This is a genomic window from Sphingomonas sp. PP-CC-3A-396, from assembly GCF_004343105.1.
Classification (GTDB): domain Bacteria; phylum Pseudomonadota; class Alphaproteobacteria; order Sphingomonadales; family Sphingomonadaceae; genus Sphingomonas.
In genome coordinates, this window is record NZ_SLYF01000004.1 from 1 (window position 1) to 14,678 (window position 14,678).

14 protein-coding genes are annotated in these 14,678 nt (G+C 61.7%); 7 read left to right on the plus strand and 7 right to left on the minus strand.

What is annotated here, in order from left to right; genetic code table 11:
- Window positions 1-300 precede the first annotated feature (300 nt).
- On the minus strand, window positions 301-1,713 hold the full coding sequence (locus tag C8J40_RS08470) for a CocE/NonD family hydrolase (protein ID WP_132896676.1): 1,413 nt from the start codon (window positions 1,711-1,713) through the stop codon (window positions 301-303).
- 221 nt (window positions 1,714-1,934) lie between these two features.
- Window positions 1,935-2,435: an N-acetyltransferase gene (locus C8J40_RS08475; RefSeq protein WP_132896677.1), complete on the minus strand. Its 501-nt coding sequence runs from the start codon at window positions 2,433-2,435 to the stop codon at window positions 1,935-1,937.
- A 137-nt stretch (window positions 2,436-2,572) separates the two neighbouring features.
- On the opposite strand from C8J40_RS08475, the gene C8J40_RS08480 reads away from it, so the two are divergent.
- Window positions 2,573-3,244 carry a phosphoribosylanthranilate isomerase gene (locus tag C8J40_RS08480; protein WP_132896678.1) on the plus strand — a complete coding sequence of 224 codons (672 nt, stop codon included), beginning with the start codon at window positions 2,573-2,575 and terminating at the stop codon, window positions 3,242-3,244.
- Between the two features lie 170 nt (window positions 3,245-3,414).
- Here the strand turns inward: C8J40_RS08480 and C8J40_RS08485 are convergent, their stop codons facing one another.
- Window positions 3,415-4,350: a LysR family transcriptional regulator gene (locus tag C8J40_RS08485; RefSeq protein ID WP_132896679.1), complete on the minus strand. Its 936-nt coding sequence runs from the start codon at window positions 4,348-4,350 to the stop codon at window positions 3,415-3,417.
- A 76-nt stretch (window positions 4,351-4,426) separates the two neighbouring features.
- Here C8J40_RS08485 and C8J40_RS08490 point away from each other — a divergent pair, with 76 nt between their 5' ends.
- Both C8J40_RS08490 and C8J40_RS08495 read left to right on the plus strand, forming a co-directional pair.
- Complete coding sequence (locus C8J40_RS08490; protein ID WP_132896680.1) at window positions 4,427-5,065, plus strand: DsbA family protein; 639 nt, start codon at window positions 4,427-4,429, stop codon at window positions 5,063-5,065.
- A gap of 52 nt (window positions 5,066-5,117) precedes the next feature.
- Complete coding sequence (locus C8J40_RS08495) at window positions 5,118-5,993, plus strand: MBL fold metallo-hydrolase (RefSeq protein ID WP_207901179.1); 876 nt, start codon at window positions 5,118-5,120, stop codon at window positions 5,991-5,993.
- Window positions 5,994-6,109: 116 nt separating this feature from the next.
- Here C8J40_RS08495 and C8J40_RS08500 read toward each other — a convergent pair whose 3' ends face one another.
- Window positions 6,110-7,045 (minus strand): alpha/beta hydrolase, encoded by a 936-nt coding sequence (locus C8J40_RS08500; protein ID WP_132896682.1) that lies wholly within the window; start codon window positions 7,043-7,045, stop codon window positions 6,110-6,112.
- Window positions 7,046-7,142: 97 nt separating this feature from the next.
- Between C8J40_RS08500 and C8J40_RS08505 the strand changes: the two genes are divergently transcribed.
- Window positions 7,143-8,030, plus strand: a complete 888-nt coding sequence (locus C8J40_RS08505; RefSeq protein WP_132896683.1) for a LysR family transcriptional regulator — start codon at window positions 7,143-7,145, stop codon at window positions 8,028-8,030.
- A 405-nt stretch (window positions 8,031-8,435) separates the two neighbouring features.
- A complete protein-coding gene (locus tag C8J40_RS08510) occupies window positions 8,436-8,942 on the plus strand; it encodes a MucR family transcriptional regulator (RefSeq protein WP_056418733.1) in 507 nt (168 codons plus the stop codon).
- 69 nt (window positions 8,943-9,011) lie between these two features.
- Here C8J40_RS08510 and C8J40_RS08515 read toward each other — a convergent pair whose 3' ends face one another.
- Window positions 9,012-9,596: a recombinase family protein gene (locus C8J40_RS08515; RefSeq protein WP_107959462.1), complete on the minus strand. Its 585-nt coding sequence runs from the start codon at window positions 9,594-9,596 to the stop codon at window positions 9,012-9,014.
- Between the two features lie 191 nt (window positions 9,597-9,787).
- On the opposite strand from C8J40_RS08515, the gene C8J40_RS08520 reads away from it, so the two are divergent.
- Window positions 9,788-10,153, plus strand: coding sequence for a hypothetical protein (locus C8J40_RS08520; RefSeq protein WP_056475890.1), 366 nt, complete (start codon window positions 9,788-9,790; stop codon window positions 10,151-10,153).
- Between the two features lie 99 nt (window positions 10,154-10,252).
- Here the strand turns inward: C8J40_RS08520 and C8J40_RS08525 are convergent, their stop codons facing one another.
- A complete protein-coding gene (locus C8J40_RS08525) occupies window positions 10,253-10,879 on the minus strand; it encodes a class I SAM-dependent methyltransferase (protein WP_132896684.1) in 627 nt (208 codons plus the stop codon).
- Window positions 10,880-10,979: 100 nt separating this feature from the next.
- A complete protein-coding gene (locus tag C8J40_RS08530; RefSeq protein ID WP_132896685.1) occupies window positions 10,980-11,957 on the minus strand; it encodes an SDR family oxidoreductase in 978 nt (325 codons plus the stop codon).
- Window positions 11,958-12,234: 277 nt separating this feature from the next.
- Between C8J40_RS08530 and C8J40_RS08535 the strand changes: the two genes are divergently transcribed.
- The gene (locus C8J40_RS08535; protein ID WP_132896686.1) at window positions 12,235-14,634 is read left to right on the plus strand and encodes a membrane-bound PQQ-dependent dehydrogenase, glucose/quinate/shikimate family; all 2,400 of its coding nucleotides are present in this window, start codon (window positions 12,235-12,237) and stop codon (window positions 14,632-14,634) included.
- Window positions 14,635-14,678 lie beyond the last annotated feature (44 nt).

Sequence of the window (14,678 nt, forward strand, 5' to 3'; positions counted from 1 at the left end):
ATCTTGGCAAAATCAGCGCGTCTCTGTCGCAAGCCGAGGCGCACCCTGCTGGGAGGACGCGACAGCTTCTTGTCGTGGATCTCCTCATAGCTGAGAGCGTCAAATGTCAGATCGGCGACATAATCGACATTTTCCTCTCTATAGGCGTAGCGCATTGCCGTTCTTTCTCTTGTCATGCGCACTGCAGCGATGGTTCGCTACTAGCACCTATGCCAGCGAAACCCGAGATTCTCGAAACACCATCGATTCCGAGAAAGCCCGAGACGTCTCGCTGGCCCTTCGCTTGTGGGAACGCGGAAGCTAGCGGCGTCGCGATTGGTTTACGATCCAATCGCCTACGGTTCGCAAGGCGCTGGGAGCGATCGTCTCCTCGATACGGCTATACTCTCCCACCTGCCCGGTGTCGGCGGTCTGAAGCAGGTGGTTTAGGCCCGGCAGCTTCACGATCGTTACATCAGGGTTGGCGTGAAGCGCCAGTTTGATTCCAGCAAGATTGCTGTCGGGTGCAACCTGAAGGTCCTTTGCTCCGCCTACGGCCAGCACGGGGCACTCTACCTTGGTCAGAACGGGGCGAGGATCGTAGCGCACGAACCATCGCATCCATGGGGACGCGACAACCTTGATCTGTGCCGGCACGCTGCCGGATGGCCGGCCCTGCTCAGCGGCAACAGTATCCCATGCCGTTTGCAGCGACGCGTCCGCCGAGGCTTGGTCAGGCGCGTCCTTGACCGCGTCATAGAGCCTCTGCATCGTCTGGGCGGATCGATCCACCGCCGCAGGCGGTAAGCCCATAGCGGTTTCGATCAGCCGCTTCTGTTCGAGCATCAGGACTTCGCCTGTCTCGCCAGACCCGGCGAGCATGACGACGAAAGCGATGCTTCGATCCTGCGCTGCGATCATCGGAGCGATAATCGCTCCCTCGCTATGGCCCATCAGCCCGATCCTGTGCGGATCAATGTCTCGGCGGGAGCGGAGGAACGCAACGCCGGCAGCCACATCGCCGGCAAAGTCGGCCGTGGTGGCGCTACGGACCTCGCCTGTTGATTTACCTACCTGTCGATCATCTACCCGCAGCACGGCAATGCCACGCCTAGTCAGTGTGTCAGCCCAGAGGAGGAAAGGCTTGTGGCCGAACACCGCTTCGTCCCGGTCCTGCGAACCGGAGCCGGTGATGAGCAGCACGGCTGGGAACGGTCCCGGCCCGCTCGGCAACGTCAGTGTGCCGGCTAGATGGGCGTGGCCAGCTGGGTTGTCATAGGCGACCTCTTCGCTGCGGTAAGGAAAAGGCGGATGGGGCATTTGCGGGCGGGCCAGGGCCGCAGAAGCCGTGGTCGCCGCCCGCGTCATGGTCAGAGGCAGCGATGCGCCGCCTTGGGACCACTGCCCGACAAGGATCTGACCGTCCGGCGAAAGCGTTGCGATGTAGCTGGCGTCAGGGGCAGTGATCTTGAAACGGACTACCGCGCTTTCCTGCACGACCTCGACGACCGGTAACCCCAACGCACCTTGCGATGGGCTATCGAAGGTCGCCGTCAAATGACCGGGCGTGCCCGCGACATGCATCACCAGGGGGATGGATCGACCTGACGCTGACAATGCGCCATGCCACTCACCTAAAGCTGAAGCGGTCGCTGCTCCTGCGGGTGTCGGTACGGACTGAGCGTTCTGGATCGGCATTATCAATGCACCCAACAGCCCCAACATCGCGCGCATCGACCTACTCCGCCATTCGTCGCAGGGTGCTATAAGCTTGAACGATGGAGGCCGCGAGAGTGGATCGCAATCAGGGGGCACCCGTTCTCAGAATTGTTACTCAAGCGGGTTTCTGGGATCAGCTCACATTCCCATTTCTCGATCGATTTCGGGAACGCCGCGCCTTCTCGCTGGCGGTTCCTCTTCGGGAAGAGCATCAAAGCCGCTTGCGCGCCGACATTCTATTTCGCGTTGAAGCTCGCATGGTAGGCCACGACGCCGGCAGGCATTGTACCGGTGAGGCTTAGAGCTTGGAAATACTCGCTCGGCACGCCGGGATAGGTGAGAGCATCGTTCGATCTGAAGTCGAACCTGCCGTAGTACGCCGGATCACCAAGGACGACGCAGCCCCGTGCCCCGAGCGCCCGCAACCGGTCAATTCCATCGTTGATGAGGTCGCGACCTATGCCCTGGCCTTGGCACGTTGGCGTTACCGAAACCGGCCCCAGTCCGTACCAGCCTTGGTCCTCGCCATTGACAGTCACCGGGGAGAAGGCAATGTGGCCGACAATTGCACCGTCCGCGTCTGTTGCCACCAGCGAGATCGTCAATGCGTGAGCCCTGCGCAACTCGACGATGATCGCCGCCTCGGTTTGATCGCTATGTGGCGCGTTCCTGAAGGCAACCTCAGTCACCGCAGAGATCGCATCCTCGTCGCCCGGTGCTTCCGTTCGTATCCGCATATCATGTCCTTTGTGCCTCAATCCTAACGATCGTCTGACTACATTTCCATGCATCAAACCTATTACCGCCCGGGGGGCAGCATGATGCTGGGCACACGAAGATTGCGACCGCTCATGCCTTGCGGCATGGTTTCTCGATGAGAACGCGGGTCAAGATATGCTGTATTGCCTCACCGGAAGAGGCACGCATTGCAGTGCTGGCGGGATCCGATGCGTTGGGCCTGGTCGCTCGGATGCCGTCCGGCCCCGGTCCAACTTCCGATGATATGATTGCTACGGTGACAGCGATAACGCCACCGCCGGTAGGGACATTTCTGTTGACCTCCGAAACGACAGCGGAAGCGATTTCGGCGCATATTCGTGCAACCAACCCATCGACGGTCCAAGTGGTCTCGCATATCGCCCCGGAAGAATGCGAAAAGCTGGCAATGCTGGAGCCGCATGTCCGGCGTGTTCAAGTTATCCACGTCGAAGGACCGGAAGCGATCGGCCTGATCCCCGCTTACGCTCCACACGTTCACGCCTTCTTGCTGGATTCCGGTAGGCCGAATGCCGCGATTGCGGAGCTGGGTGGAACAGGCCGGGCGCACGACTGGACGGTGAGCGCCGCCTTTGTCCGGGCAACAGAAAGGCCGGTGTTTCTTGCTGGCGGTCTGTCGGCCGTGAACGTCGCTGACGCGATCAATCAAGTCCGGCCCTATGGCCTGGACCTATGTTCCGGGGTACGAAGTGACGGCAACCTCGATCCAGTGAAGCTGGATGCGTTCATGTTAGCAGTGAGACAGGCGGATGCAGCGATGTCCACCTGACGTCGCCGCCCTTGTCGGAACTCGATCCTTTTGGAGAAAGGCCGCAGCGTCAGCCGAAGTCCCGCTAAAGCCATCTGCCTTTCCAATAGCTGCCGGTCCGCTTTCCTTCCCCACTTAGTCATTCCCGAAAGATGGTGGCTTTTCAAAGCCCGGCACGCTGCCAATCCGCGCTAAGATCGTCGGCGTTCGTGATCGGCTAGAATATCGAGGAACGCGGTCACACGCGCAGGCCGGAACCGGGTATCTGGCATTACCGCATGAATTCCACCGCTATCGAGATGCCATGTCGGCATGACCCGCACCAGCCGGCCGGTGGCCAGATCATCGGCAACTGCGAAGTCGGGCAGCACGGCGATGCCGGCCTCTTCCCGAACGGCTTGAAGCACACCCAGCGTGGCACTAACCGTGAGCGTCGCCGCGAACCGAACCAGATGTTGCCGCTCGTCTTCGGCACGGAACGTCCATCCCAGCGGGTCGCGCAGATTGCCGTTTGCAACGAAAGGCATTTCGGCCAATTCCGCGACGTTCGGGTTGGGCGACAGGGTGCCAGCTACCGCAGGACTCGCCACCAGTATTTGCCCGAAGGTGCCGATCCGCCGCGAACGCAATGCACTGTCGACCAGCCAGCCGACCCGGATCGCAAGCTCGATGTCGCTGCCGACCGGATCGAGAGTCGCGTCGCCTATGAGGAAGTCGACCGTGCAGGTCGGGTAGCGCCGCTGGAACTCAGCGATGACGGGCACGACGACGCCAATCCCATAGTCGAACGGCGCGGTCAGGCGCAGCGTGCCGGTCGGCGCGCGATCGTCGGTCGCCAGACCGTCAAAGGCATCCTGCGCTTCCGCCAGCACACGCGCGCACCGTTCGTAAAACGCCCGGCCCTCCTCGGTCGGACGGACGCTGCGCGTGGTGCGTATCAGCAGCGTAGTTTCGAACGCGCGTTCGAGCTTGGCGACCTGCTGGCTGACCACCGCCTTGGTAATCCCCAATCGCTCGGCTGCAGCCGTAAACGAGCCAGTCTCGACCACCTCAGCGAAATAGGCGAGCCGCTTCAGATTATTGATGCCGCGATTGGCTCCAGCACGGGCATTGTATGCTTCTGACATACGGTCCGTCTAGATCCTCGCTCTACACGTCGCAATCCGGACGGCGCATATACTGGTCATCAAGGAGGCACCGACAATGACCACCCACTTCCTCTATCTGTTCGATCCGCTTTGTGGCTGGTGCTACGCTGCCTCGGCCGGGATCGCCACGCTGGCGGACCAGGCCGGCGTTATCGTCGAGCCATTGCCCAGCGGCCTTTTCGCCGGCGATGGCGCGCGGGCGCTCGGCGGCGACATGCGCGACCATATCCTCGCCAGCGACCGCCGCATCGCCACGTCGACCGGTGCGGTGTTCGGCGATCACTATCGCGATCGGATCGTGCGTGGCGCAAGCCTGACCCTCGACAGCGGTCCCGCGACACTCGCCCTGACCGCGGTCGCGCAGACTGCACCGTACCGTGAATTGGGCGCGCTTCGTGCAATACAGCGCGCGCGGTATGTCGACGGGCGCGATATCACCGATATGTTCGTGCTGATCGACCTGCTGGTCGACGCCGGCCTCGACGAGGCTGCGGTCATGCTCGCCAATCCCGAACCGGCCTTGCGCGAGGCGGACCGGCAACGACTGGAGCGGGCACGATCGGTGATGCAGGGGTTTGGGACCAACGGCGTCCCGGCACTGTTCCGCATCGACGGCACCATGCTGACGCCGGTCGATGCGACCAGCCTGTACCAGGATCCGCTCTCGCTGATATCCTTCAACCACCTTGCCTGATCGCGCCAGGCCCGACCGGATTACCTTTCCCATGCCTAATCGGAGACAGATAATGACGATGATCGCAGGCGGCGCGGCCGCATCCATGATCGGCCAAGGCGACGCACTCGCCGTCGGCAAGGCGCTCCAGTGGAAGTCTTTTCCCGCCGGCGAACACGGATTTTACCGCGCACCGGTGCTGATCTGGGGCGCGACCGAGGCGGTGCTGGTCGATGGCGGCTTCACGCTGCCTGACGGCCGTGCGCTGGTCGAGGCGATCAAGGCGACCGGACGTAAGCTGACGACGATCTATGTCAGCCAGAGCGATCCCGATTATTATTTCAGCCTTGGCCCGATCAAGGCCGCTTTCCCGGATGCCCGCGTACTGGCCGCGCCGGACACGATCTCCGCGATCAAGGCCAATGTCGACAAGAAGCTCGTGACCTGGGGGCCGCAACTCAGCGACAATGGCCCGAAGACGCTGGCAGACATCGTCATGCCCGACGCATTCGAGGGTAAGCCGCTGTCGGTCGACGGACAGGCGATCGAGATCGTCGCCGCCACCGGCCTCGCCAACCGCCGCTACCTCTGGGTGCCGTCGCTGTCGGCGATCGTTGGCGGCGTGCTGATATTCTCGGGCGTGCACGTCTGGACCGCGGACACCGCTGGCGCCGAGGCGCGGGCCGCCTGGATCGCGCAGCTTGATGTGATGCTGGCGCGCAAGCCCACGGTCGTCGTGCCGGGCCACATGACCCCGGACGCGGCGCTCGGCGAGGCCGCGATCGTCTACACGCGCGATTATCTAAGCGCTTTCGAGGAAGAGCTGGCCAAGAAGCCCGACAGCGCGGCGCTGATCGCAGCGATGACCGCGCGCTATCCGGACGCCGGCATGGGCGTGGCGTTGCAGGTCGGCGCGAAGGTCGCGACCGGTGAAATGAAGTGGGGCTGAGCACGGACAGCCTCGAGCAATCCCGGCACCAACCTCCCTGCATATGAACCGCAGGCTGTGCCAAACGGTTGATCCGGGGTAGCGCCACCCCGTGGAAAGGGTGGCGCGATGACTGACTAGGCGGCAGATGCCTTATCGACAGCCCGATCCAGGAACACGGCCACATTAGCGATGGCCTCGCGTCCTTCGGCCAGTTCGGCATGGAACATGTGCCAGACGTGGAACATGCCCGGCCATACCTCCAACGAGACCCGCACACGGTTCTCACCCAAATGGCCCGCAAGCCGGATGGCATCGCTCAGCATCAGTTCGCCTTCGCCGATCTGTACGAGAATAGGCGGCAAGCCACGAACGTCCGCGAAGACTGGCGATGCCTCGGGGCTGTTCGGCAACGCACCACCTAGAAAGGTTTTGGCCATCAGATCAAGGCCGGCCTTGGTGTTCAGCTTGTCCAGGCCTTCGCGATTGAACATCGAAGCACCGGTGTGCTCGAGGTTCGCCCAAGGCGAGAGCGCGGCGCCACCAGCCGGCAGCGGTACGCCGGCATTTCGGGCCATGACCATCACCGAGACGACCATCGCACCGCCCGCGGAGTCGCCGGCGAACGTCACCGACTTCGGGTTCTGCCCTTGTTCGATCAGCCAGCGATAGGCAGCGAACGTATCCTCGATCGGAATGGGGAATGCATGCTCCGGCGCCAGTCGGTAGTCCGGCAGGTAGACGCGCGCCTTCATCGCCTTTGCGAACGCAGCCGCCAGCCCGTGATAGCCACCCGGCCCACCGACGATGTACGCCCCGCCGTGGATGTAGAAGAGTACACGGTCGCCCTCGACCTCTTCCGGGGTGACGAGCGTCGCCGGTACGCCACCCATGTCGACCAGCTCGATGCGGACGTCTGTAGGCGTCGGATGCTCAGCCATCTTGCGAACGTAGGATTGGCGGATCTCGTCGATCGTCACCTCCGTGTTCTCGCCGAGGATGACGGGACCGAGGTCCTGCAGGCTCCCAGCCCATTGGTCGAGGCGATTTGTCACGATGTCGTTGAAGGGCATTTCATTTACTCCTGATGCCGATAATCTGTTCAGGACTTCCATATAGTTCATCGATTGGCGAACGGGCGTCGACACTGCGAAGGAGCGGGAGCGCCTCATGGCACCGGGAAATATCAACGACATCGTCGCCTTCGTGGCAGCAGCCGAAGCTGGGAGCTTTGTAGGCGCAGCACGCGCGCGCTCGATGACGCGGTCGGGCATCGCCAAGAGCGTTGCCCGCCTGGAGGATCGGCTAGGCGTACGGCTGTTCCACCGGACCACACGCAGCCTTGGGCTGACCGATGACGGCCGCGTTTTCCTCGATCGCTGCACGCAGATCCTCGCAGATCTGGAAGAAGCAGAATTGTCGATGTCCGATGGCGGTGGAGAGCCGCAGGGGCTGTTCCGAATGACCGCGCCGATGACGTTCGGACGCCTCCTGGTCCTGCCGTTGCTCAATGATTTCCTTGCGTCGTGGCCCAAGTTGAGGGCGGATGTGAGCTTCACGGACCGTGTCAGCGACATCATCGAAGACGGTATTGATCTCGCTATCCGCATTGGCGAGACCCGCGAGAACAGCAGCCTCATAACCAGAACGCTGACCCATCAGCATGACCTGGTAGTCGCGAGTCCGGCCTATTTGTCGGTCGCTCCGGCACCGCACCATCCCGACGATGTGCTGGGCCACACTTGCCTGAATTACGTTAGCGCCGGCCAAAAGCGCGCTTGGCGTTTCGCCATCGAAGGTAAAACCGTCGTAGTTAACCCGCGAGCCCGCCTTTCGCTCGACAGCGGGGAAGCGTTACGCGATGCCGTAATCTCGGGGGCGGGACTGGCGTTCCTGCCCAGCTATGTCGTCGACCAGGATCTGTCCGAAGGTCGTCTCGTTGCGCTACTGACGAACTATGCCGCGCCCCCCGTGCCGATCAGTATAATCTATCCAAGTCGTCGCCACCTCGCTCCGAAAGTCCGCCGATTCATCGATTTACTGGCGCGAAATATTTGATCTCCAGGGCATCGCCGACCTTCGGGACCGGCTTTGTGGACCGGATGTGTCGAAAACCCGGTCACAATCACGACTGCGCGACAAACAGGTGTTTTGCGTCTCTGGCGCGACCTTGCCAGTGCTTAGGCCCCGCGACGGATACGGTTAGAGCGGTGACCGCTCCGCGCATGAGAGCTTGATTAATTATCGTCGATCAGGAGTTTGGAACAAGCCCGGCAAGATTCAAACGGTCGCTGGCGTCGGCGTCAGCGAAGGAGCAAATTTGCCAAGGTCTCGGATGGTAATTAGGAATGCGTATTCCCGGGTTCATTTTATGTATCAATCTCAAATAGATGGTTTAGCGCGACCTGAGATTGCCAGCGACCAATCAAGTACCTAGATGCGCCTCCAAAAATGGAGACTTCTATGCCCGACACTACCCTCGACCTGAACCCCGTTGAACTCGCTACGGAATTGACAATCGCCTGGTTGGCCAATCCCAACACGCGTACCAATGCTGACGACGTTCCAGCCTTCCTGAACAAGATGTATGAAACTGTTTCGGTGCTGGTCGGTGGAAACGTGACCGCTGCTGAACCCGAAGCATCTGCTCAAGAATACACCCCGGCAGTGACGGCTCGTAAGTCGCTTGCCAGCCCTGATCACATCATCAGCATGATCGATGGTAAGCCGTATAAGACGCTGCGCCGTCACCTCGCGACTAACGGCATGACGCCCGTGGAGTATCGCGAGCGTTATGGCCTGAAGGCTGATTACCCCATGGTCGCTCCTACCTATTCGGAAGCACGTCGTACGATGGCCAAGAGCATTGGACTGGGTCGCAAGCCTGGCCAGACGAATGTAGCCAAGGCAGACGCAAAGCCCGCTTCGGCTCCGCGCAAGCGCAAGACCGAAGAAGCAGCGGCGGAATGATCTAGGGACTGGCTTCTCAGGGAACGGGGAGCCAGCCATTTATGGTGCGTGTAGATCAGCCGCATGCGGCTAAGCGACATTCTCTTCCGCGCTAATTGCCTCTTGTTCTGGTGCTGGCAAATGCCGGTATAACGTCGCGATCGAGACGCCGATGGTTGGGGCTATTTCGCGGGCAGTCATTCCCGAGGATAAAAGTTTCCGCGCGGCCTCGAGGCGTTTGGGTGTCATTACTGTCTTCCGGCCACCTACCCTGCCCTCACGCCGGGCGACGATCAACGCAGCCGTCGTGCGCTCACGTACCAAGTCACGCTCCATCTCGGCCATCGCCGCCATGATATGGAAAACGAGTTTCCCAGCTGTGCCTGCGGTATCGATCCCGTCAGTAATCGATTTTAGCCCGATCCCCCTCGCCGCCAGATCGGACGCGAGGTCGATCAGTCCCTTCATGGTACGGCCGAGCCGGTCGAGCTTCCATACTACAAGGATGTCGCCGGTTCGCGCATGGGAAAGCGCGTCGGCTAAGCCGGCGCGGTCGGCTTTTGCTCCGCTGGCCTTATCCGAGAAGGTTCGCTCGCAACCCGCACTGCGCAACGCTTCGAGCTGCGGGGTCAGATCCTGTTCCGGGGTCGACACTCGGGCATAGCCGATCAGCATGAAGCATTCTCAGAACTCATGTCCGACGCCTATCATGTCGAGCTCCAATCGCGAAAGTGTTTTGAGACGCTGGCATCGACTGCTAAAGGTTCTCACATGATGGCGCATCAAAAACGATCGTTTATGAGGTAAGCTCGGACGCCGGAACCCTCGTATATTCTTCCGCGCTATAGCCATGAAGGAGAGACGGCATGGACGACCAGCGCGTGTGGGAATTCGAAGGTAGCCTATGGGATGCCAGCGACGAGCATTACCAGAACCGGATCGACGAGGAGATCGTCATGGTCTTGCCCCGCCCGCCTTATGTCTTCCAGGGGCAGGAAGCGAAGGATGCGGTCAAGGCTACGCCCGATTGGGATTCGGTCGAGCTATCGGACCGACGAGTGTCACGACCTCAAGAGGGCCTGATCGTCGTTGCGTACACCGCGCGCTGCGCAAGCGGCGACGAGAAGTACGAGGCACATTGCACCTCGACTCTGCGGATGCGGGGACACGACGATTGGCTGGTCGTCCAACATCAGCAGACGCCACCCTTAACCGCCAGCGTCGAGGCCTGACCACGAGCTTGCCGTTGCGCCTGATACATACATGAAACAGGCGCAACGGCACTAAACCGGGAAGTCAGCGCCCCCATTGCTGGTGTGATCCCGACAGCCTCAACTGCGACCGGTTATCGCGACCAATGGATCGCCCAGGCGACCGTCGGCGAGTAGGGAAGCCGTGGCATCGCGGAACCCTGCTGTTTCCAAATAATGGCGGACAAGCGATGCGTGGCCCCGCGTGTCGAGAGCGCGCCAGACCGCCACGGCCTTGGTCGGGAAGCACCGGTTCGAGAAGCTTATGATGACGCGGCCTTCCGGCTTCAGCACACGACGAATCTCGCGCAGTACCGCCAGGGGGTGTTGCAGATATTGAACGCCGACACAGATCAGTACGGCATCGTAGCGCGCGTCCTCTTCGGACAAGTCAGGCACATCGTTCAGGTTCTGGACGAACCAGCGATCGAGGCGCGGATTGGCCGCGAGTTCCTCTGCGTTCATGCCGTGGCCGACTACCTCGCCGTAGGCGACGTCGTCCGGCAGGTGGCTGACCCAGCTCGACATGAGGTCGAGCACCCGCCCGCCAGCGGGGATCGCATCGCGGTAAAGGCTGGTCAGTGCACCTACTGCTGCCTCGTCAATGTGCGTGACTAAACGCGGGGGCGCGTAGAAGCCAAGATCGTCGCCATCATCCTGACGGTCGAAGGCATGCGCCGGCAATCCCAACTCGATCGCTTCGGTCACGCGGTGAACCCCTGCCAAGTAAACCAGCCGGTATTTGCGACCACATCGTCCGTTTGTAGCCGTATCCCCAAGCGCACCGCGAGATAGCGGTCGTCCTCAATCACCGGCGACGGCCCAGCCATACACCGACCCCCGCAAGGCCGAGAACCGCCATACCGCCCGCTGCGGCTGCCACCTTGCGCCCCCGGTGTGGATCGCGTCGGCCACCATCAGAACCGGCCGGGACGCCATGTTCGAACAACACCCCATCGCTGTCGTTGCCGTCGGCCGCGCGGGCTGACCAGGTGTCGAGGAAGCCGCTCATGATCGCCGCCAGCAGGTTCGGCGCCGCGAACTCGCCAAGTTTGAATGCGATTGCCGGCGCGCCGACGGCGGTAAGGTTACGAGGGTGCGTGGCGAGCCGCACGACTGCCTTCGCCACCGTCTCCGGTGCGAGCGAACCGGGGGGAAGCGAAAGCCGGGCACCGGTATAGTTGCCGGCATGGTCCACGCCGGGCGTATCGACGAAGGTCGGGCAGACGTCGCATATGTGGATATGAGGGCGCTTCGATACCTCACCGCGCAACGCCGAGCTGAACCCGCGTAACCCGAACTTACTCGCCGAGTAGGCCGCAGCATACGGCGTGGCGACAAAACCGCCCGCCGAAATCATGTTTACCCAGGTGCCGTGATCCTGCGCGAGAAAGATCGGCAGTACTGCATGGACGTCGTTCATGTGGGCGACGAGATTCACTTCGACGACACGGGCGTGATCCGCGATCGGGACGTCTTCGTACCGGCCAAGCACACCGACGCCTTCACAGCTGAACCACAGGTCAATGCCACCGAGCAGATCGCGCGCCTCAGCGGCGAATGCGGCCACTGCGCCTGCGTCGGTGCAATCTACCGGTCGGACGATTGCGCTGCCGCCAGCTTCGACGCAGCGCAGCGCGACGTCGTCCAGCCCGTCCTTGCCTCGAGCCCCTAGGACAAGCCGCGCTCCCGCTTTAGCGAAAGCCACTGCTGTTGCCACGCCGATACCACTCGAAGCGCCGGTAATCACTACGCGGCGCCCGGCCAGGTTACGATTAGCGCTCATCGGACGATGCTCAAGGCGGCTGCGTTTACACCTACGGGAAGACAACGCGAGCGCATCAGACGAACTGTCTTATCATCATGCATAGGCACTCAACGTCCCGGAGGCGCTGGGGTGTCCGCCTGACACCGCGAGATGTTCTATAAAGTGATCCCAGCCAATGTGACAAAAGTTTCATCCGGACGTCTCCTTTTAAACTCCGCGACACGTCTACGGTGCCTGCTGCACCGCCTCCCTAGATACCGCTGTCGTGGGGTAGGCATGACGCGCGGAGCCGCTGATGACCCATGTCCGTCACCCTGCCCGATGGCCTCATATCCTGGCCGTTATCATTGGCGTCGTTGGGCTTCTCAACCTTGTCGGCGGTTTGTGGCTCGCAACGTTAGGCGGCAGCCTGTTCTACATCGTTGCCGGCTTTGCGATGTTGGCGACGGCCGTGTTGCTTTGGCGCAGGCGTGTACTCGCGTTACACGTGTTTGCCGCGCTGGTGCTCGGCACGGTAATCTGGGCATGGGCAGAGATCGGCGCCGATTGGTGGCCGCTAGTGCCACGCGGCGACCTGATCTTCATCTTCGGTGCGTTGCTGGCCCTCCCTTGGACGGTTAAGCGCCTGACGCCAAGCGAACCATGGACACGAGGCGCCGGTCCGCTGACTGCGGCACTAGGCATAGCCGTCGTGTTCGGCGCTGTCTCACTGACGCGCGATGTGCACAATCTTGACGGCAGTCTACCGGAGCCGCGCAACGCGATTGCCGCGAACCTGCACGGCGTGGCCGATGACGATTGGCAGGCCTATGCGCGCAGCTGGTACGGCGACAAATTCTCGCCGCTTACGCAGATCACGCCAGCCAATGTCGGCAATTTGAAAGTCGCCTGGCAACTGCGTACCGGTGACATGAAACGCGACACCGACCCCGGTGAGACAACGTACGAGATGACGCCGATCAAGGTTGGGGACACGGTGTATCTGTGTACGCCGCACAACTGGGTCATCGCGGTCGACGCCGAGACCGGCAAGGAACGCTGGCGCTTCGATCCGAAGATCGTGACATCGCAGAAGAACATGCAGCACCTAACGTGCCGCGGCGTCTCCTACTGGGATAGTACGAAGGCGGGCGTACCTAGCGCTACAAGCGTCAGCGACTGCCCCCAGCGCATTATCCTGGCCACGAATGACAGCCGGCTGATCGCGCTCGATCCGCGAACGGGTGCGTTGTGTCGCAGCTTTGGTCAGAACGGTACTGTCAGCCTGCTGCCAGGTCAGCCGCACTACAATCAGGGCTGGTATCAGGTGACCTCAGCGCCACTGGTTGCAAAGGGGCTCATCATCACTGGCGGCGCAGTGTTCGATAACATCGCGACCAAGGTACCGTCCGGCGTAATCCACGGCTATGATGCGGCGTCCGGCCGGCTCGTCTGGAACTTCGATCCCGGCAACCCCAACGACACTGCGCCACTGGGTACGGGCAAACAGTACACGCCGTCATCTCCCAACAGCTGGAGCACGCCGGCAGCCGATGAAGCGCTCGGGCTTGTCTACCTGCCGATGGGCATGGGGGCGGTCGATCAGTGGGGCGGCAACCGTCCTGCTACCACCGAGCAATTTGCAACTTCGGTCCTCGCGCTCGACATCGCGACTGGCCGACCGCGCTGGATTTATCAGACCGTCCATCACGATCTGTGGGACATGGACGTGCCAGCGCAGCCAGCACTAGTTGACCTGACACTGCCTGGCCGCGGCAAAGTGCCTGCGCTGGTCCAGTCGACCAAGACTGGCAATCTGTTCGTGCTTGATCGCCGGACTGGCAAACCGATCTTTCCGGCGCCCGAACGCGCCGTGCCAGCCGGTGCCGCGCCTGGCGACCACACGTCGCCGACTCAGCCCTTTTCTTCGGTATCGTTGATGCCAGCGCAGGCGCGTGAGACGGACATGTGGGGCACGACAATGCTCGACCAGCTCTGGTGTCGGATCCGCTTCAAGTCGCTCGACTATCGCGGGCCGTTCACGCCACCCTCGCTGAAAGGTTCTCTGGTCTTCCCAGGAAACTTCGGTGTCATGGACTGGGGCGGTATCTCGATCGACCCGGTGCGACAGGTCATATTCGCACATCCAAACTACGTAGCGTTCGTCGACCGACTGGTGCCACGTCGAGACGATAGTGGCGGACCCAACGAACGCGGGCCGTCCGGCGGATCGGATCGGCGCGGCTCTCAGGAGCAGGGTTATAATCCCAACACAGGCGCGCCGTTCGCGGTCGACATGAACCCGTTCCTGTCGTTTGCCGGCCTGCCGTGTCAGGCGCCGCCTTGGGGCTATGTCGCCGGCATTGATCTGACCACGGGCAAGAAGGTCTGGGAGCATGAGAACGGCACGATCCGCGACGAGACGATCCTGCCGCTGCCATTCAAGATGGGCGTGCCATCGCTCGGTGGACCAATCACGACCGCTAGTGGGGTTGCGTTCATGGCTGCGGCGATCGACAACTACGTTCGCGCTTATGACACCCGCACGGGCAAGGTCTTGTGGCGCGCTCGTTTACCAGCAGGCGGTCAGGCAACGCCGATGTCGTATCGCTCTACCGCGAGCGGTCGACAGTTTGTTGTCGTAGTCGCGGGTGGCCATGGCTCACTCGGCACAAAGCTCGGCGATCACGTCATCGCGTATGCGTTGCCAAAGTAGAAAGCTCGAGAGCGCAGGCATTGGTGGCAGTTTGAAGCCACCAA